We start from the raw sequence: 18,472 nt of genomic DNA, 5'->3' as shown, positions 1-18,472 counted from the left end.
AGAATTCCGCACCGTACTGGCAAAAATCAGCGGGCCAATTACATCAGCAACATCAACAACGACGATCCCACAGATCCCGCCAGCTTGAAAAAATACGTGCTCATTTTCCTGTTTCTGATCATCGCGCCGCTTTTGGTCTCGACCGCTAACTATCTTCGCGGAGACCGGCGCGGAAACTGGCAGACGGCTGATCGCTCCAGCGCCGGGCTGTTGCCGGCCGCGTCAGATCATCCGGAGGCGCTGATCCGGATTTATGCTGCGCGAACCGTGCGTTGGCGCGGAATCTTTGCCGTCCACACCTGGATTGTCGTGAAGGAGCGCGGCGCTCCGAGCTACAGCCGCTACGATTACACCGCTTGGGGACAACCCATCCGGGTCGATGGATTCGCCGCCGATGGCCGCTGGTTCGGCGCGATCCCTCAAGCGGTCGCCAGCGTCGACGGGCCGGAGGCCGGAAAGCTGATACCGGCCATTCGATCTGTGATCGAGAACTACAAATTCCGCGAATATGGCGATTACAGCGCCTGGCCGGGGCCGAATTCAAACACCTTTGTGCAGGCGGTACTCGACGGGGTGCCCGAACTGAATGCGGTGCTGCCGCCGACCGCGATCGGCAAGGATTTTCCGTATCGCGGCGAATGGTGCGGCCTCACCGCATCGCGCACCGGCGTGTTCGTCTCGCTCGGCGGCTATCTCGGCCTGACCATCGGCTGGATGGAAGGCCTGGAGTTTAATTTCTTCGGCGGCGTCCTTGGCCTGGACATCCGCCGCCCTGCGTTGAAATTTCCCGGGATCGGCCGACTCGGCGTGCCGCTGAGCCAGTAACGCGCGCAGCCCAGGGGGCCGCGCGCCAACAATCAAGTCTCAATAATCCCGCTCGCGATGCACATCGTGCACGACGATGCCCATGCCGGCTTCCGGCAGCGCCAGCCAGTCGCGCCGCTTCAGGGTCCGGCGGGTGTCGTCGAGGCCGCTTTGCCAATGCTCATGCATCGAGGTCGCGGAGAATTCGTGGTCCTTGGAATCGCCCTCATAGGTCTTCTGCTGATAGATCATCTGCAGGATGGTGATCTCCGGCAGATGCATCAGGCTGTCGCGCCGGGCGCGCTCCTCGTCGCTGAGCTGATCCTGCGGGATCTTCATCAACGCCTTGTGGAGCTCGGTCTTCAGATTGTTCATCTGCTTGTAGACATCGGTGTTGTGCCGGGTGCGCGACGAATAGACGATGTCCTTGTGCCGGGCCAGCACCTCCTGGATATCGCGCGGCAGCACGCCACGGGCGCTGAACAGATCGACCTGGAACACCAGCGAGTTCATCTTGTCCTGCTGGTCCAAGAGATGTTGCAGCGGCGTGTTGGAAACGATGCCGCCGTCCCAGAAATGATCGGTGCCGATGCGCACCATCGGCAATGCCGGCGGCAAGGCGCCGCTCGCCATCACATGCTCGGGTCCGATGATTTCCTTGTTGTTGTCGAAATACAGGAAGTTTCCGGTGACGACGTTGACCGCGCCGACCGCGAAATGCGTCTTGCGGGCGTTGATCAGGTCAAAGTCAACGAGTTCAAGCAGCGTGTCGCGCAGCGGCGTGGTGTCGTAATAGCTGGTCGCGGTCTTGGCACCGGCCGGGCTGAACCACGGATTCATCTCGTGCGGCTTGAAGAAGCCGGGCTGGCCCATCGTGGTCGTCATGAACGAACTGGCGAGATTGCGCGCCTTGCGATAGACGTCGCCGTCGGGCGTGTAGTGCCAGACCTTGCGGGCCGTGATGCGGTCCCAGAAAATCCGCAGACGCTCGAGCCGGCGCTCCGGCGGATTGCCGGCAATGATCGCCGAATTGATGCCGCCGATCGACACGCCGCAGACCCAGTCCGGCTCCATGCCGGCTTCATGCAGGGCCTGATAGACGCCGGCCTGATAGGCGCCCAGCGCGCCGCCGCCCTGCAGGACCAGGGCGACACGGTCGCATCGGTCGGGCCGCCATCCGTGTTCGACCATCGTATCGGAGTCCGGCGTACGCGCGTCCATGGTGTTTCCTCTGAATTCCCGTCTGAAAGCTTGCAGCCTAGAATTCAGATGAGCGGTGACACCCTTGTGACAAAGCCTCGCGGCCGATGACTTCCGGATGGCTTCCTGTCCACAGCGTTAAAACAAAACATCCGGCCAAATCTGGATGTCATGAGTCTGAAGAAAATGTCCCCTACCTTGCCCCAGCGCGACCGATACGAATTCCGCGTGCGGTCGCGCTTTCGTGCTTTTGCACCGAACATACAGGCTCAATCAGGGGTCAATCACCGTCGCCAGGCTGCCCGTCGATGGCGCTGGACGGTTCATTGAAAAGGGGTTCTTCGATGCGCAAGGCTGATATTCTCAAGCTTCCGTCCATGCCGATGGCAGGCCCCAGCTATCCGGCCGGCCCCTATCGTTTCATTAACCGCGAATTCCTTGTCATCACCTACGAGACCGATCCCGATCTGATCCGCGCCGGCCTGCCTGAGCCGCTGGAGCCAATCGATCAGCCGATCGTGCATTATGAATGGATCAAGATGCCGGACAGCTCCGGCTTCGGCAGCTATACCGAATCCGGCCTCGTGATCCCCGCCCGCCTCAACGGCGAAGAAGTCAATTTCGTCTCGCAGATGTATCTCGATGATGATCCGCCGATCGCGGCCGGCCGCGAGATCTGGGGTTTCCCGAAGAAATACGCGCACCCCAAGCTCGAGATCGTCAAGGACACGCTCACGGGTACGCTGGAATACGCCAATCAGCTCGTCGCGATGGGCACCATGGGCTACAAGCACGAAGCGATGGCCGGCAATGGCGAGGCCACGCTCAAGACGCTCTCCAAGACCCAGATCAACCTGAAGCTGATCCCCGGCGTCGATGGCCATGCCGAAGTCTGCCAGCTCGTTGCGATCAACCTGACCGACATTACCGTAAAGGGTTCCTGGTTCGGACCTGGCCGTCTGCATCTGGTGCCGCACGTCAATGCGCCGGTGGCGGATTTCCCGGTCCGCCGCGTGATCGGCGCACATCATTTCCTGGCCGACCTGACGCTGCCCTATGGCCGCGTAGTCTACGACTACAACAAGCAGAACGACGATCTCGCCGAGGCCGCGGAATGATCGTCGCTTGATGCAGCGGATCATCGAGAACTTTCGTATCGACGACCATGCGATGCGGTACAGCGAGTTTGTGCCGCGCCTGTATAATTACTGCCTGTCGCTGGGTTTTCAGCGCGATCGCATGATGCCCTCGCGGGCGTTCTGTTCCGATGAGAGCCAGGGCTATCCGGTGATCCTGATCGCCCAGCATTTCGGAACGTTTCCGTTCGACCACGGCCGGGTTGGCGGCAAGGTCGCCACCAACCGGCACGGGCCGCATGCCCATCATGGCGAGGATCTCGTCATCATCCATGCCAGCCATGTCGGCTACGATCCCGACACAAAACGTTACGGCGTCTATCAGCGCAGCCGCACCGCCCGTCAGGAGTTCGGTGACAATTGCGGCAAACTCTGCGGCGTGCTGCACTGGTATCAGGACGAATACCGCCACGCCTGCGATCATATCCTGTTCGGGCGGCTCGACGGCAAACCCGCGGTGCTCGTCGATAATCTTTTCCTCGATGAAGCGCGCTCCGAAGGCCTGCTGCTCAACCTCGATCTGTTGATCGACCGCAGCAAGGGCCCGCTCAAAACCCTGAGCACGTGTAACGTATTTCACGCCGCGCCATCGCTGGTGACGCGGCTGCCGGCGGAAACCTGGGGTGACACGCCGCAGGTCATCGGCGCGCGCCTGACCGCCGATCTGTTTTTCTTTCGCCGCACCGCATCGGAAGGCCCAGAAGGCCACGACATGCTGGAGGCCGCACTCAGCCCGGCGATGCCGACCTTGGTGACCTCACCGCATCCGGCGCTGGATGCCGCGCGCTATCACACCCAGATCGAGTTCGATCGCACCTATCGCAGCATGCGGCGCGAGCCGGTCTACCACGACAAGAACCTGCTGCTCATTTCCGGTGTCAATATCGACATTTCCCCGCGCGACGGACTGCCCTTCCCGGTGACCAATTTCGTGCCATGGGCCGCCTATGCCCGCCTGCGCGACGGCCGGAATTTTCATCTCGAACAGGATCAATTGAGCGAAACGTTGCGCCGGCAATCCACAGACAATCCCGACCGCCTGTCCTTTGACGCCTCCATTCACGACATGAGTGAGGCGGAAGGCATCATGATCAAGTAGATCGTGGCTCGCGCTACGCCGGCGCTTTCGGCTCAATACTTGCTCAGGATCGCCTGATAGGCCGCGCTGGCGCTTTGCAGGGCCTTCGCCGAATTGGCCGACAACGTTATGGTCACGATAAATTCGTTGCCGTCCGTGTCGCCGTCGGTGGTGACAGCCTGCAATTCATAGCCCTGTTCGCGAAGGCTGGCGGCTTCGAATTGATGACGCACAAAGGCGGGCTTGCCGTCGCCGCGGGGAAGATCGTCGAGATCGGTGATCTTGGCGCCCTTGGCGCGGCTGCGCCACTCCGCAATCTCGGCGGGCATGAAGTCGGAAATCGGCTGCTTCTTGCGATTATAAACCACCGTGACATAGATCGATGCCGACGACTTTTCGAAGTCGACCCCCTTGGGCAGCAGGAACTGCGAATTGAAATGACGCGTCGCGCCCTTGTCCTCGACCCAGCCATCGGGGATCACGATGGACGCACGGAAGAACGGACACAGCTTGCCGTCGCATTGGTTCATGATCTTTTCAATGGTGGCGTTAGCCGGCGTCATCGCGGACATAGCCGCGAGAGCCATGACAGCGCAGGCGCGCGCCAGGGAAATGCGCCGCATCGTTCCTTCTCCAAACCTCCAAGATCGGCATCGCGACAGGCCTGTTATTGCAGCCTGGCGCCACACAGCCATCCGTCGCCGAACCGGCAAGATCGGTTCAACCAAATGACCGGCGTCCCCGGGAAATTAGCGGGATTTGGGCCCCGAAAGCCGGGGCGCGGGGCATCCGCACCCCGGCCCGGCCCTCAGGCCGGGAAATAACGCGGATGATCGAGATCGGAAATCAGCCCGGGTCGTGTCGGGTGCCAACCCATCTGTTCCTGCGTCTGCGCGCTTGAGGCCGGATTATCCATTGCCGCGAAATGCGCAAACCAGCCGAAATGCTGGGCCGCCTCCTCGGGCGTTTTGCTGACGACAGGGACGTTCAAGCGGCGGCCGATTACGCCTGCGATCTCCCGGAACGGCACGCCCTGCTCGGCAACCGCATGATACACCGCACCTGCGGTCCCCTTCTCAAGCACCAATCGATAGAGCTGCGCCGCATCGAGCCGGTGTACGGCGGGCCACCGGTTGTTGCCGTCGCCGACATAGGCTGCGGCGCCCTTGTCACGGGCGAGGCCAATCAGGATCGGCACAAAACCATGATCGCCATCGCCATGCACCGTCGGCGGCAATCGCATCGCCGACACGCGCACGCCCTGCGATACCAGCGAGAGACCCGCCTGCTCCGACACGCGGGGAATCGCAGACCCCGTAGGACGCACGGTGTCTTCCGTGGCCAAATGCCCCGGCGTGAGCAAGCCGGTTCCTGACGTGACAATCAGAGGCCGATTGGAGCCGGCGAGTGCGGAGCCAAGCGCCTCGATCGCGCGGCGGTCGATTTCGCAATTCTCGGCGAATTTCGAGAAGTCGTGAATGAAGGCGGTATGAATCACGGCGTCAGTCGCGGCAGCGCCGCTGCGCAGGCTTTCGAGATCCGTGAGATCGCCGCGATGCACCTGCGCACCCGCAGCGGCAACAGACTGCGCCGATGCATCGGAGCGCGCGAGGCCGAGCACCTGATGCCCTGCCGCCATCAACTCAGCGACAACCGCAGAGCCGACAAAGCCGCTCGCGCCGGTAACGAAAACACGCATCGGATATTCTCCCAGGTTGGATCGATGCTGTTTTCGGCCTATGATCTATCCGGGTAAAGTAGTGACTTTATACAGGTATAATGACTAACAGGACGCGCATGCCGCTCGCCCAAACTAATCCAAACGACAATCTGCTTGGAAATTACCTCAGGGATCGCCGCGCGCGGCTCGATCCGGCGACGTTCGGCTTTCCGTCGGCACGCCGGCGCACGCCGGGATTGCGGCGTGAGGAAATCGCCCAGCGCGCTAATGTCAGCGCCACCTGGTATACTTGGCTCGAACAGGGCCGCGGCGGCGCGCCGTCCGCCGATGTGCTGGAGCGGATCGCGCGGGCGCTGGTGCTGACGGAAGTCGAGCGCGAGCATCTGTTTCTGCTGGCCCTGGGCCGGCCGCCCGAGGTGCGTTATCACGCGGCCGAAGGCGTGACGCCGCGGCTGCAGCGCGTGCTCGACGCGCTCGCGTTCAGCCCCGCTTATGTGAAGACCTCGACCTGGGACATCGTCGGCTGGAACCGGGCCGCGTCGGTCGTGATGACCGATTACGGCGCGATCGCCGCGGGGCAACGTAACATCCTGCGCATGATGTTCAGCACGCCTCACATCCGCGCCGTCCAGACCAATTGGGAAGGCGTCGCGCGCTTTGCGGTCGCCGCCTTCCGCGCCGACACCGCGCGCGCCGGAGCGACCAAAAGTGTTCAGGCTTTGGTCGACGAACTGTGCCGGCTCAGCCCGGAGTTCGAGGCGATCTGGCGCGAAAACGATGTGCGCAGCACCTATGGCGATTTCGCCAAATCGCTGCGGCATCCGCTGGCCGGATTGATCACGCTGGAATACTCGGCCTTCGCCGTCGATGGCCGCAGCGACCTCGACATGGTGGTCTACAATCCGGCAACGCCCGATGATGTGGAGCGGGTGAGATCGCTGATCGAGGCACGCGAAACGAAGTAACGTGTGCTCGTTCTTTCTTCGCCTCTCTCGCAAGCGGCAGGGCTATCACATATGACTTTCCGCCGCGGTAATCGCCTGGGGCCTCATGGTTCGAGACGCCTCGAAGACGAGGCTCCTCACCATGAGGGTTTAAGATTTAGCCGCACAGAAAGTCCTCATCCTGAGGGGACGCCGGAGGCGGCCGTCTCGAAGGATGGCCGCACAAAGACTGCAGGCCCAATCTCTTTCTTCATATGCAACAGCCCTACCGCAAGCGGGGATAGGGAGAAGATCAGCTCAAACCCACCGCGTGATCGTAAAAATGATCAGCCCCACCAGTCCGCCGACCAGCGTGCCGTTGATCCTGATATACTGAAGATCGCGTCCGACCTGCAGCTCCATGCGATTGACCAGTGTCTCGGTGTCCCAGCGCTCCACTACCTGCGTGATGAACGCGCCGATTTCGGCGCGGCGCGGCGCGATCAGGCGCAGCGCGGCGATCCGCAGCCATCGATTGACCGCGTCGCGAATGGCGGGATCGTTTGCCAATCGCTGACCAAGCGCGATCAAGGCATGCTCAAGCCCGCCGGCCAACTGGCCGATATAGACAGCCGAATTGGTATCGAGCTGGACTTCAATCTGAGTCCACAGCCGGTTGACCTGCTGCACCACAACGGGATTATCAAGAACTTCGGTCTTGAGCTCCTCGCCGCGCGCGTAGAATTCCGGCTTGGTGGCGAGGTCGTCGATCAAGCGATTGACCGAGGCGCCCAGCTCGGTTCGCCAGGGATGCGCGGGATTGCGCATCTCGTCGAGCAACTGCGTCAATCCGCTGACGATCTTGTCGGCAACGATCGCATCGACCCATTTCGGAATGAAGCGCGAAGACTTTTGCGTCACCGTCACCTTGATCCGGTCGCGGTTATCGGTGAGCGCCCGCGCCGCCATGTCGATCCCGCGCTCGACCAGCGCCTGGGTCTCGCCCTGCGCCCACAGGATCGAAAGTATTTTCGACGCCAGCGGCGCGGCCGGAACCGCCTCGATACCGCCGCGCGCCATCCGCGCCAGGAACGCGTTGAGATCGTCGCGCGGCATTGCCCGCAGCGCCTGCGGCAGCGTAGCTGCCGCGCGCTGTGCGATCCGGCGGGCATTGTCAGGATGAAGCAGCCAGCCTGCCGCCCAACCGGCCGGATCGATCTCCCGCATTTTCGCCCGCAATACTTTGGGCGACAGGAAATTATTAGAGATGAAACGGCCGATCGCGCCGCCGATCCGCTCTTTATTGTGCGGCACGATCGCGGTGTGCGGGATCGGAATACCCAACGGATGACGAAACAGCGCCACGACCGCGAACCAGTCGGCGCAGGCGCCGATCATGCCGGCCTCCGTGAAGGCGCGCAGATAAGCCAGCCAGGTCCATTGCCAGGGCACGAGATAGGTCGCGATGAAGATCGCCGTCATCAGCGCCAGCAGCGCGGTCGCAAACAACCGCATCCGTTGCAGGTCGCGCAGTCGCTGCTCGGCGTGCGTAACCACGGTCAGACTGGCACCGACGACCGATTGGCCAGCTCAGCATAGCTCTGACGAATATGAGCGGTGCCATATGTGCGCTCAAGCCGTCGCAGGGAAAAATGTGCCTGCGCGACCCGCTGAAAATGATCCATGAAGATGACATTGACGGTGGCGCCGCCCACCGCGCCCAATATCGGCAACGCGCCCGCCGCGACCTTGTCGGACACCACGAGGCCGAAACGCGAGGCGATCTCGCTCACCATGCTCCTGACCACCGGCACGGAAGCATCGATCGCGCCGCGCTCCGCAACAAACGTGACGATGTCGCTGGTATATTTGCTCAGGAGCGCGCGGGCGGCGTAATAGCCGATATTATCGACTTTCTCGTTGCGTTGTTTGGATCCCAGCGCAAACACTTCGAGGCAGGCCAGCCGGGCCTCGATCTTGGTGAGATCCTCGCCCTCATGCCGCGCGATCGCGGCAATCGCCCGCAGCATGAACGTCGTGGTCAGCGGCAATTCGATCGGCAAGGCGGCGAGGCCGACCAGCCCGCTGACGCCGCCGGTCACACCCGCGAGAAACGAGGAGAACCAGGTCGCCGGTGTCGGTGGCGGTTCATCCTCGAGCGTGTCGATCGCGACGTCGAGGCTTTTCATGATCGCCGAGCGCACCATTTCGTTGAGCTGATTGTTGGCCACCTTGGGCAGGAAGCCAAGCACGCGATTGACCGGCACGCCGGCATAGTCGGAAAGCCGGGCCGCGAAATTGGGATTTTCGAGGCTCTTCACCGCCTGCGTCAGCGCTGTGTGATCGGTCGGCGATAGCTGCTGCGGGGCGATTTCCAGGGTCATCTCACTGATAGCGCAGGATGGGACGTATTCCGTTCATGCTCGCCAAGATCGCCGAGCCGTTGCTGATCAACGCCGTCATTTCCGGCGTGATCAATCCGCCCGGCAGCGCCAGTCCCAGCGCCAGCGTATTGAGGCCGGCGACGATCGCGTAATTCTGCTTGATGAGGCGAACCGCGCCTTGCGAAATCTCGACCGCCTTGACGAGCTTCCACAGCGAATCTTCCATCAAAATGATATCGGCGGATTCGTGCGTGACTTCGGCGCCGTGCTTCATCGCGACGCCGACATCGGCAAAACTCAGCGCGGGTGAATCGTTGATGCCGTCGCCGACCATCGCGACCCGCTGGCCTTCGCGCTGCATCTGCTGAATGACTTCGGCCTTGTCGGCCGGCAGCATGTCGGCGAAATGCCGCGTCAGCCCGATTTCGTTGCAGACCGCGCGTGCGACCACGCCATTGTCGCCGGTCAACATTACCGTGTTCTTGACGCCCAATTCATGCAGCCGCTGGATCACGGAACGGCTTTCCGGGCGGATTTCGTCCGAGAAGGGAACCAGGCCGGCGAGCTTGCCGTCGACCGCGATGTAAAGACACGAATAGCCTTTTTCATCGAGCGCCTGGCGATCGCCGGCGCTGGCATCGACGCGAATGTCGCACTGCTTCATGAAGCGCGAATTGCCGACATGCATGTAATAGCCGTTGACCTGGCCCTCGACGCCAAGGCCGATGCGATATTTGGTCTCGTCGCAGGCCGGAACGTTCACCGCCAATTGCCGCGCGCGAACCCGCAAGGCTTCGGCGACCGGATGCTGCAGCCGCGTTTCGGCCGCGGCCGCGAGGCCCAGCAGGTGGCCCGGGGTAATGTGATCCTGATAGGGAATGACATCGATCACCGCCGGCGCGCCGCGCGTCAGGGTGCCGGTTTTGTCAAATACCACCGTGTCGATATTGGCGAGCTTTTCCATGTGCCCGCCGCTCTTGATGATGATGCCGGCGCGGGCCGCATGGGTCATTGACGACAGGACCGAGGTCGGCGCCGCGACGCGGATGCCGGTGCCGTAGTCGACGATGACCAGCGACAGGAAGCGGTTGAAATCGCCGGTCAGCGCGGCGGTGCCGACTGCCAATCCAAGCGTCGGGGTGACCAGCCGGTCGGCAAAGCGCTCGGCATGGTTCTGCATGCGGGTATCGCCGATCGGCGCGGATTCGATCAGATGCACGATCTGGCCGGCGGTGGTCGCCGAGCCGACCCGAAGCGCGCGCACGGTGATCTGCCCGTCACGAATGACGGTGGCGGCAAAGGCCGCCTCGCCGACGCCCTTGTTGACCGGCAGGCCCTCGCCCGTGATCGTCTTCTGGTCGACGGTGGCCTGACCGTCGATAATCTCGCCGTCCACCGAGATCATTTCGCCGGGATAGACCACGACGAGATCGCCGATCGCAAGTTCGCCCGCCGGAATCGAGACCACCGCGCCATCGCGCACGACCCAGGCGGATTTCGACTGAAACTCCAGGAGCTCGCTGATCGCGCGCTTCGATCCCGCCGCTGTCAGATCCCTGATCCAGTCGCCAAGTTTGATGAGCCAGGTCACGATGCAGCCCGCCATCGGCACGCCCTGCAGCACCGACGACGTGATCGCCAGCGTATCGAGCACGTCGATGTTCAGCCTGCTTTCGGTCGACCACACCTTCCAGGCGCGTTTGGCGATCGGCCACGCATTGTAAAGCATCAACGGCATATTGAGGCCGACGACGACCGGATTGGCGCTGAAAGCCATCAGCAGCGATATCGTCGGCAGCGTCAGCGGAGAGCGCTTGGAAACCGCAGGCGGCGCCGGATTGGCGTTTACCGGAGCCGCGGCAGCCTGCACGCTCGCCGCCAGCAATTTCAATTCGATCAGGCTTGTATCGCGAAAGCGATCCAGCAAGGTGCGCAGCATCGGCTCGTGCGCCGGATCGTATTCCAGCACCAGGCTGGCGCAGTCATAATTGATCCGCGCCGCCTTGATGCCAGACTGGCCGCTGATCCAGCCAAGGAAGGCCTCGGCCAGCGAACGCTTGTGGCATATGGCGGGAATATGGAGCCGGACGCGCCCGGGCATCGCATGACGGACAGAGAATTCCATTCAATCACAATCCAGAATTTTCAGCCCAACATCTGACCGGCATGTTGCTCAGGCCGGGACAGGGACAAGTGCGCCGTCTTCGTCGTCGTCTTCTTCGTTGGCTTTATGCATGCTCGCTTCGATAAAATGGTTGAGGCCGAACATCGCCAGCGTGACCCATACCGGTGTGGCGGCATTGGCGCCGACTTCCGCGATCGTGAAGCCGGCAATGCCGAATGCGAGCACGATCTTGAGATCGATGGTGTTGTGACTAGAGGTCTTGATCTGCTGGTCGACCTGCTTAAAGAAATCCACGATCACCCGCGCGGTATGGGAATTCTCGGCCAGGAATTCGGCTTCCTGCTGGATCTTGTTGGCAAGCGCGTCGATCTCATTGGTCGGCGCCGGCTGATGGTGTCCGCCGGTATGATGCGTCAGGTGGCCATGGAATTGGTCGTGATGGTCGGTATCGTAATGCAGCACCAGGCTGCCCGTGTCCGGATTGATGATGACCTCTTCGATCCCGGGAATGCCGACCAGGGTCAGCTTCATCTGCTCCAGCAGTTCGGGATTGCCCTTTCCCGAGGGGACCTTCATCCGGACCCGGCCCGGAACCTGATGCGCAATATGCAATTTGGCGTTGGCGGTCATTGTTTATTCCGAATTAACAAGCCGATTCCGAATTAATAAGATGCAGGACGAAGCCCGGCCATTGCGGCCACCGCTCAGTCCTCGAACTTTGCCTCAAACGTCAATCTTCCTGCAAATCCAGAGCAAGAATGCTCTGCACACCGGCTGCTACAAACCGGTATGCAGTCCATCGCACCCCGTAAATTCAGGCAGCCGAACGCGGCTTGTTGCGCAGGCCATCGGCATCCTCGGCCTTCACTTCGGCGACGATGTCACTGACGTGCTCCTGGGCTTCGGCAAATGCCTCCTTCGACTTCTGCGCCAGCTTGAAGGTGCCGCGAACGGTCGACTTGAAGACGGGACCAAGCGCGCCTGCCAGTTTGGGCAGATATTTCGGGGCCGCCATCGCCGCCACACCGAGCACGAGGCCCGGGATCAGAGCCGCTTCAAACAGCGCCGCACCCGCCGCGACAACGACAACCGTCGCAACGGTCTTGTTGATTCCACCATTTTCCTGGTCCTGGCCCTGATCATGGGCCTCATCGAGGTGGCCATTCGCATGCGCGTCGCCTCGACCATTGTGGATCGCGTCCATCTGAAAATCCCTTTTTCCGCCACTAAAAAACACCATGGCCGCTCGGATTTTCACCCGCGCCAGCCCCGCACCCTCCTCCTTAAGGCCCGATTAAAAAGGGTTCATGACAAACACGTGACGTAGTTTTCATGCTCCGTTCTTAAATCTGCAGCGAAAGCCGGAAAAGGCAGACAATGCGGGAATTTAAGACCCGCATTCATCCCGGGCACGATACGCGCACCTGCCGGCTGATATTCGCAATCGGGGTTCGAATTCGGATCGGATCGAGAAAGCCGATCAGTACGGAGACCTGTCACACCGCTGACATTTACATTTGCACATAACGGGGAGCCCGAAATCTTGACCGGAGAGCTCCGTGACCACAGACCGCGCCAACGGCCATCAATCGGTTCAGGATCGCATGAAGGCGGAGGCGATCGACAGCCTCGACGAAGAACTCGAGCTGGAGATCGACGATCATCGCCTGGATGCGCTGACCAACGAGTTCACCGGCGATACCTCAGGGGAGAGCGTCGACCGGCGGGTCTATTTCAAGGAGTTGTTCCGCCTTCAGGGCGAACTCGTCAAACTGCAAAGCTGGGTGCAGCACGAAAAACTCAAGGTCGTGGTGATCTTCGAGGGCCGCGATTCCGCCGGCAAGGGCGGGGTCATCAAGCGCATCACCCAGCGGCTCAATCCCCGGGTTTGCCGCGTCGCCGCCCTGCCCGCACCGAGCGAGCGCGAACGCACCCAGTGGTACTTCCAGCGCTATGTCTCGCATCTGCCCGCCGGCGGCGAAATCGTGCTGTTCGACCGTAGCTGGTACAACCGCGCCGGCGTCGAGCGCGTGATGGGATTCTGCAGCGAAGCCGATGTCGAGGAATTCTTTCGCTCGGTGCCCGAATTTGAGCGCATGCTGGTGCGCTCCGGCATCATCCTGATCAAATACTGGTTCTCGATCACGGACGAAGAACAGCATCTGCGCTTCACCATGCGGATTCAGGATCCCCTGAAGCAGTGGAAGCTGAGCCCGATGGATGTACAGGCGCGCGCCCGCTGGGAGCAATACACCAAGGCCAAGGAATCGATGCTGGATCACACCCACATTCCGGAAGCGCCCTGGCATGTGGTCGAGGCCGTCGACAAAAAGAAGGCGCGGCTGAATTGCATCTCGCATCTGTTGGAACGGATTCCCTACAACGAGGTCCCGCACCCGCCGGTGATCCTGCCGGAACGCGTGCACAATCCCGACTATCACCGGGGTCCCGTTCCGCCGGAAATGTACGTGCCGGCCAAATACTGAAAACCCAAGACGATCGCTTTCGTCATGGCCGGGCACAGCCGGCCGTTCTAACGGCTAGCGATTAGAACTTCGAACCGTGGGCCATCGTTCCAAACGGTTCGAAAGTGTGTTCGAGCAGGTCGACATAAAGCTCGGATATCCGCTTCATCTCCACGATGAAGGCCTGATAGGAATTTTGGGCAAATTCGCTCTGCAAGCCCACCGCCTGTTCGGGTGACTGCAGACTGGTCAGCCGGGTCCAGAAATCTGTCCCGTCCTGGATCGCCTTCCGGGTGTAGTCCACATGCGCACTCGCGATCGTGTGCAGGGTCGCGGCGATGGTGTTAGCCGAGGCCAGCGCCGCCTCATGCGGCTCCATCCTATATCGCGGAAATAGCTCAACATTGCTCATTTGAAATCCAATGCTCTCTTCGGGAAATCGGCTTCGCCGCCGCATGCGGAACAAACGCAAGCTAAACCACAGGGACATTTGAAGCGCAATCGCTGCCCTCCCCTTGGCCGGTAATTTGAAACCGCAGAAAGATTGCGGAAGCCACACCTCGAAATACGAAAATTAAAACCGCAATTTTTCTTGCGGATGCCCGTCACATTGCGGCGATAGAACTTGCCGCATTGCGGATGGTGGAATGCCAGCTCAATGAAAAACCTTGGGCGAACAACACTCAGCTTCTCCTTCGGCCTCATCTTGGGCGGCGTGCCTCTGGCTGCACTTCTTCGAAGTCATCCGGCTCATTTCATTGGCTTGTCACATCATCACCACAGAGTCTGCGCCAAGCCCAGCCTGCCACATCAATCTGAAGTTCAGCTTACAAGGAGCATCCCATGGCGGACGTAGCGTTACCCGGATCAATCGAGCCCGCGCGGCAAAAGGGTCCCAATCTGGATGGCGGCATGCATCCGCTGACCGGCATCATTTACCTGGCGGTGGTTGCGGCAGCGCTGCTGTTCGTCGCCTACAGCATCTATGACGATGTCGACGCCACCGGCACCCGCATCACCTCCTATGCGCCTTACCTCCTGCTCTTTGTCGCTTTGTTGATTGCGCTCGGCTTCGAATTCGTCAATGGCTTCCACGATACCGCCAACGCGGTTGCGACCGTGATCTACACCCGCTCACTCCCCGCCAATATCGCCGTGGTGTGGTCGGGCATGTTCAACCTGTTCGGCGTTCTGATGTCGAGCGGCGCGGTCGCCTTCGGCGTCGTATCGCTATTGCCGGTCGAACTGATCCTGCAGGTCGGCAGCGGCGCCGGCTTCGCGATGGTGTTCGCGCTGCTGATCTCGGCCATCATGTGGAATATCGGCACCTGGTGGTTCGGCCTGCCGGCCTCGAGCTCGCACACTTTGATCGGATCGATCATGGGTGTCGGCATCACCAACGCGCTGCTGCGCGGCCGCGACGGCACTTCCGGCGTGGATTGGTCGCAGGCTGCGAACATCGGCAAGGCGCTTTTGCTCTCGCCGCTGTTCGGTTTCGCGCTCGCCGCTTTGCTGCTGTTCATCCTCAAGAACGTCCTGCAGAAGGCCACGCCGGCGCTGTTCGCCGAGCCCAAGGGCGACGAAGCGCCGCCGATGTGGATCCGCGGCATCCTGATCCTGACCTGCACCCTGGTCAGCTTCTTCCATGGCTCCAATGACGGTCAGAAGGGCATGGGCCTGATCATGCTGATCCTGATCGGCACGGTGCCGACCGCCTACGCGCTCAACCGCGCGCTCCCCGAGAGCCAGATCGCGCAGTTTACCGTCAACTCGACCGCGGCCAGCAAGGTGATCGAGAAGAAGGGTGCGGGCTTCAACGTCATCGGCAATCCGCGTCCGGCCGTGACCAATTATGTCGCGCAGCGTCAGATCAACGAAGGCACTTATCCTTCGCTGGCGGTTCTCGTGACCGACATCAGCAAGCAGGTGACCCAATACGGCTCGCTCGCCAAGTTCCCGTCCGAGACCGTCGGCAACACCCGTAACGACATGTATCTGGTGTCTGAGGCAATCCGTTTCCTGATGAAGGACAAGGAAAGCGAATTGAGCGCCGATGAAGTTGCGACGCTCAACAGCTACAAAGGCTCGCTCGACGGCGCGACCAAGTTCATCCCGAGCTGGGTCAAGATCGCCGTTGCGATCGCGCTCGGTCTGGGCACCATGATCGGCTGGAAGCGGATCGTGATCACGGTCGGCGAAAAGATCGGCAAGACCCATCTGACCTATGCGCAGGGCGCCTGCGCCGAGATCACTGCGGCCGCGACCATCGCGGCGGCGGATGGTTATGGTCTGCCGGTTTCGACCACCCACGTGCTGTCCTCCGGCATCGCCGGCACCATGGCGGCCAGCGGCTCCGGCCTGCAATGGTCGACCATCCGCAACATCGCGCTGGCCTGGGTGCTGACCCTGCCGGCCGCGATGATCATCTCGGGCACGCTTTACTTCCTGTTCTCGCGCTTCCTCTAAGCGATCGACCTGATCTCGATCGCCGCCAACCATCAGGCGGCAGATCTCCCCGACCCGGCCCGCGCATCACAAAACTGGTGCGCGGGCCTTTCCATGCCCTAAACTGCCCGCGCCTGCGCACGCGCATTTTTAGTTCAGTCAGTTCACGGATAGATCCAGGATACTTGCATGTCTTCACTCGCGACCACCGGCGCCTGGCTCGGCGTCTTCGCCTGTATCCTGCAATCCGGATTGTTTGCCGGGCTCAATCTCGCAGTCTTCAGCCTCAGCCTGCTGCGGCTTCAGGTCGAGGCCGATGGCGGCAACAAGGATGCGGCCCAGGTGCTGGAGCTCCGCAAGGAGGCCAACCAGGTGCTGTCGACGGTGATCTGGGGCAACGTCACCACCAACGTGCTGCTGACGCTGCTGTCGGATTCCGTCCTGACCGGATTGGGCGCATTCTTCTTCTCGGCCTTCGCCATCACATTGTTGGGCGAAATCATTCCGCAGGCCTATTTCTCGCGCAACGCGCTGCACATGACCGCGCGATTTCTCCCGTTCCTGAACTTTTATCGCATCGTCCTGTTTCCCCTCGCCAAGCCGACCGCCATGCTGCTCGACTGGTGGCTCGGATCGGAAGGCGTCGCCTATTTCAAGGAGCAGGGCATCCGGCAGTTGATCGCCCGGCATGCCGCCAGCGGCGGCGAGATCGGCCGGCTGGAAGCCACCGGCGCGCAAAATTTCCTCGACCTCGATGATGTCTCGGTTTGCGATGAGGGCGAATTCGTCGACGAGAAAAGCATCCTGAGTCTGCCGCTGGCCAATAAACGATGCGTGCTGCCGACCTTCGATCGCGCGCCCAGCGATCCTTTTTTGAGGCAGATCGATGCCTCCGGCCGCAAATGGGTAATCGTCACCGACACCAGCGGCGATCCGGCGTTCGTACTCGACGCCCATCATTTCCTGCGCGATGCGCTGTTCGGTGAACTCGACAGCGATCCGTCGGCCTATTGGCACCGGCCGATCGTGGTCCGGGACATGAAGGCGCGGCTCGGCGATGTCATTGGACAGATGAGAGTCGTGCAGGAGCGCCCCGAGGATGACGTGATCGCGAATGATCTCATTCTGGTGTGGGGCGTGCGAAAACGCATCATCACCGGCTCCGATTTGCTCGGCCGCCTGCTGCGCGGTATTGCGACGGTGGAGCCGGCGCGGCGGTAGAATTGCTGCGGTAGCGTGGCTCTCATGGTTCGAGACGCGCCAAGAGGCGCTCCTCACCATGAGGATCAACTGCTTGTCCCGGCCGCCTCAGACCTCATCCTGAGGAGCATCGCAAAGCGATGCGTCTCGAAGGATGGACGCAATCACCGGCCTCAATGCCCGCGCGCCGCATAGATCTGATAGAACGTCACCACGATCTCAAACGCGATCAGCACGACGACAATGAGTTCAAGCCGCAGCGAGCGGCGGGTGTCGATAATGTCCGCCAGCGTGTTGGCGGTCTCCGCGACCACGGCGAGTTTGCGGTTGAGAGTATCGACGCGCTCCTTCAGTTCGTATTCGTCTTCAAGCCTAGCATACAGCCGCTCCAGATCGGGACGCTCCCATAACGCATCCGGCTTTTCCCCGATGGCGACACGGCCGGAGACCCGTTGCTGCACCAAAAGCGCATTGCCAATCAGCTTCAACACGCCTTTGCGGTCTCGCCGGGTCTGTCCGTGATCGGCCAATTCCTTGGCAAAGGGTTCGATGATCTCGAACACTTTCGCGACCTCACGCTCGTCATTAGCGAGCACGACGCTCTTGGCCAACACGTCGGCGATGACCAATAGCCGTTCCGGCGACATGTCGCGAAGCTGAATCGGCCCGCCCGCCTGCACCTGATCGTCGGCCTCATTGCCGCGCGCGACGAGGGCGGTTTCTTCCTCGAACCGCGCGAGCTTGCCGCCGATCCGGGGCGTCAGTCTGGCCAGGAACGCGGTTTCATCCTCGGACGAGAGCCCGATCAATACGGCCACGCCGTAACGAAACAGCACGGCGATGCCGGTCTTGCCGACTTTGATCGCGAGCGGCACCGCCGACAGGGCTTCGCCCTCGAAGCCCTTCGTGTTGATGCTGTCTCCGACATGCAACGCGTGCGCGGTCACCCGCGCACCCACGTCAGCCGAAATGAATTCGGGTTTGGTCATCACGCCGTCTCCTCAAGGCAGGCCGCCAAAGGCCGATGCCTG

17 protein-coding genes are annotated in these 18,472 nt (G+C 61.4%); 7 read left to right on the top strand and 10 right to left on the bottom strand.

All coding sequences use genetic code 11. The features are described from left to right. Positions 1–96 precede the first annotated feature (96 nt). On the top strand, positions 97–825 hold the full coding sequence (locus tag HB676_RS26480) for a DUF3750 domain-containing protein (protein ID WP_213741423.1): 729 nt from the start codon (positions 97–99) through the stop codon (positions 823–825). Positions 826–864: 39 nt separating this feature from the next. Here HB676_RS26480 and HB676_RS26475 read toward each other — a convergent pair whose 3' ends face one another. Beyond that, a complete protein-coding gene (locus HB676_RS26475) occupies positions 865–2,025 on the bottom strand; it encodes a patatin-like phospholipase family protein (RefSeq protein ID WP_213741422.1) in 1,161 nt (386 codons plus the stop codon). Between the two features lie 323 nt (positions 2,026–2,348). Between HB676_RS26475 and HB676_RS26470 the strand changes: the two genes are divergently transcribed. Then, positions 2,349–3,122 (top strand): acetoacetate decarboxylase, encoded by a 774-nt coding sequence (locus HB676_RS26470; RefSeq protein WP_213741421.1) that lies wholly within the window; start codon positions 2,349–2,351, stop codon positions 3,120–3,122. A gap of 10 nt (positions 3,123–3,132) precedes the next feature. Then, entirely contained in the window at positions 3,133–4,239 is a 1,107-nt protein-coding gene (locus tag HB676_RS26465) for a hypothetical protein (RefSeq protein ID WP_213741420.1), read from the top strand. Between the two features lie 32 nt (positions 4,240–4,271). On the opposite strand, the gene HB676_RS26460 is transcribed toward HB676_RS26465, so the two are convergent. Both HB676_RS26460 and HB676_RS26455 read right to left on the bottom strand, forming a co-directional pair. Continuing rightward, positions 4,272–4,841, bottom strand: coding sequence for a hypothetical protein (locus HB676_RS26460; protein WP_213741419.1), 570 nt, complete (start codon positions 4,839–4,841; stop codon positions 4,272–4,274). A gap of 185 nt (positions 4,842–5,026) precedes the next feature. After that, positions 5,027–5,917, bottom strand: a complete 891-nt coding sequence (locus tag HB676_RS26455; protein WP_213741418.1) for an SDR family oxidoreductase — start codon at positions 5,915–5,917, stop codon at positions 5,027–5,029. Between the two features lie 98 nt (positions 5,918–6,015). Here HB676_RS26455 and HB676_RS26450 point away from each other — a divergent pair, with 98 nt between their 5' ends. Then, positions 6,016–6,864: a helix-turn-helix transcriptional regulator gene (locus tag HB676_RS26450; protein WP_213741417.1), complete on the top strand. Its 849-nt coding sequence runs from the start codon at positions 6,016–6,018 to the stop codon at positions 6,862–6,864. A gap of 276 nt (positions 6,865–7,140) precedes the next feature. Here the strand turns inward: HB676_RS26450 and HB676_RS26445 are convergent, their stop codons facing one another. The 5 genes from HB676_RS26445 to HB676_RS26425 form a co-directional block, all read right to left on the bottom strand. Next, positions 7,141–8,379, bottom strand: a complete 1,239-nt coding sequence (locus tag HB676_RS26445; protein ID WP_213741416.1) for a DUF445 domain-containing protein — start codon at positions 8,377–8,379, stop codon at positions 7,141–7,143. Between the two features lie 2 nt (positions 8,380–8,381). Further along, positions 8,382–9,206 (bottom strand): EcsC family protein, encoded by an 825-nt coding sequence (locus tag HB676_RS26440; RefSeq protein WP_213741415.1) that lies wholly within the window; start codon positions 9,204–9,206, stop codon positions 8,382–8,384. 1 nt (position 9,207) lies between these two features. Then, positions 9,208–11,331 (bottom strand): heavy metal translocating P-type ATPase, encoded by a 2,124-nt coding sequence (locus HB676_RS26435; RefSeq protein ID WP_213741414.1) that lies wholly within the window; start codon positions 11,329–11,331, stop codon positions 9,208–9,210. A gap of 48 nt (positions 11,332–11,379) precedes the next feature. After that, positions 11,380–11,961: an HMA2 domain-containing protein gene (locus HB676_RS26430; protein WP_213741413.1), complete on the bottom strand. Its 582-nt coding sequence runs from the start codon at positions 11,959–11,961 to the stop codon at positions 11,380–11,382. Positions 11,962–12,145: 184 nt separating this feature from the next. Next, positions 12,146–12,535: a DUF5132 domain-containing protein gene (locus HB676_RS26425; RefSeq protein WP_213741412.1), complete on the bottom strand. Its 390-nt coding sequence runs from the start codon at positions 12,533–12,535 to the stop codon at positions 12,146–12,148. Positions 12,536–12,935: 400 nt separating this feature from the next. Between HB676_RS26425 and ppk2 the strand changes: the two genes are divergently transcribed. Next, entirely contained in the window at positions 12,936–13,817 is an 882-nt protein-coding gene (gene ppk2 / locus HB676_RS26420; RefSeq protein ID WP_213741516.1) for a polyphosphate kinase 2, read from the top strand. A 61-nt stretch (positions 13,818–13,878) separates the two neighbouring features. On the opposite strand, the gene HB676_RS26415 is transcribed toward ppk2, so the two are convergent. Next, on the bottom strand, positions 13,879–14,175 hold the full coding sequence (locus HB676_RS26415; protein ID WP_213741411.1) for a phasin family protein: 297 nt from the start codon (positions 14,173–14,175) through the stop codon (positions 13,879–13,881). 464 nt (positions 14,176–14,639) lie between these two features. Here HB676_RS26415 and HB676_RS26410 point away from each other — a divergent pair, with 464 nt between their 5' ends. Together HB676_RS26410 and HB676_RS26405 are read left to right on the top strand one after the other, a co-directional pair. After that, complete coding sequence (locus tag HB676_RS26410) at positions 14,640–16,262, top strand: inorganic phosphate transporter (RefSeq protein WP_213741410.1); 1,623 nt, start codon at positions 14,640–14,642, stop codon at positions 16,260–16,262. Positions 16,263–16,430: 168 nt separating this feature from the next. Beyond that, complete coding sequence (locus HB676_RS26405; RefSeq protein ID WP_213741409.1) at positions 16,431–17,462, top strand: CNNM domain-containing protein; 1,032 nt, start codon at positions 16,431–16,433, stop codon at positions 17,460–17,462. Positions 17,463–17,614: 152 nt separating this feature from the next. On the opposite strand, the gene HB676_RS26400 is transcribed toward HB676_RS26405, so the two are convergent. After that, positions 17,615–18,430, bottom strand: coding sequence for an RMD1 family protein (locus HB676_RS26400; RefSeq protein ID WP_213741408.1), 816 nt, complete (start codon positions 18,428–18,430; stop codon positions 17,615–17,617). Positions 18,431–18,472: the final 42 nt, after the last annotated feature.

The organism is Bradyrhizobium sp. dw_411 (assembly GCF_018449695.1).
In the GTDB taxonomy this organism is placed as follows: Bacteria; Pseudomonadota; Alphaproteobacteria; order Rhizobiales; family Xanthobacteraceae; genus Bradyrhizobium.
The sequence above is the reverse complement of the archived record's forward strand: the minus strand, read 5'-3'. Positions and strand labels throughout refer to the sequence as shown.

Bases quoted from the DNA above. Each gene is read 5' to 3' on its own strand.
- HB676_RS26475 (WP_213741422.1), bottom strand. From the start codon at position 2,025: ATGGACGCGCGTACGCCGGACTCCGATACGATGGTCGAACACGGATGG.
- HB676_RS26470 (WP_213741421.1), top strand. From the start codon at position 2,349: ATGCGCAAGGCTGATATTCTCAAGCTTCCGTCCATGCCGATGGCAGGC.
- HB676_RS26465 (WP_213741420.1), top strand. From the start codon at position 3,133: ATGCAGCGGATCATCGAGAACTTTCGTATCGACGACCATGCGATGCGG.
- HB676_RS26460 (WP_213741419.1), bottom strand. From the start codon at position 4,841: ATGCGGCGCATTTCCCTGGCGCGCGCCTGCGCTGTCATGGCTCTCGCG.
- HB676_RS26455 (WP_213741418.1), bottom strand. From the start codon at position 5,917: ATGCGTGTTTTCGTTACCGGCGCGAGCGGCTTTGTCGGCTCTGCGGTT.
- HB676_RS26450 (WP_213741417.1), top strand. From the start codon at position 6,016: ATGCCGCTCGCCCAAACTAATCCAAACGACAATCTGCTTGGAAATTAC.
- HB676_RS26440 (WP_213741415.1), bottom strand. From the start codon at position 9,206: ATGACCCTGGAAATCGCCCCGCAGCAGCTATCGCCGACCGATCACACA.
- HB676_RS26435 (WP_213741414.1), bottom strand. From the start codon at position 11,331: ATGGAATTCTCTGTCCGTCATGCGATGCCCGGGCGCGTCCGGCTCCAT.
- HB676_RS26430 (WP_213741413.1), bottom strand. From the start codon at position 11,961: ATGACCGCCAACGCCAAATTGCATATTGCGCATCAGGTTCCGGGCCGG.
- HB676_RS26425 (WP_213741412.1), bottom strand. From the start codon at position 12,535: ATGGACGCGATCCACAATGGTCGAGGCGACGCGCATGCGAATGGCCAC.
- ppk2 (WP_213741516.1), top strand. From the start codon at position 12,936: ATGAAGGCGGAGGCGATCGACAGCCTCGACGAAGAACTCGAGCTGGAG.
- HB676_RS26415 (WP_213741411.1), bottom strand. From the start codon at position 14,175: ATGGAGCCGCATGAGGCGGCGCTGGCCTCGGCTAACACCATCGCCGCG.
- HB676_RS26410 (WP_213741410.1), top strand. From the start codon at position 14,640: ATGGCGGACGTAGCGTTACCCGGATCAATCGAGCCCGCGCGGCAAAAG.
- HB676_RS26405 (WP_213741409.1), top strand. From the start codon at position 16,431: ATGTCTTCACTCGCGACCACCGGCGCCTGGCTCGGCGTCTTCGCCTGT.
- HB676_RS26400 (WP_213741408.1), bottom strand. From the start codon at position 18,430: ATGACCAAACCCGAATTCATTTCGGCTGACGTGGGTGCGCGGGTGACC.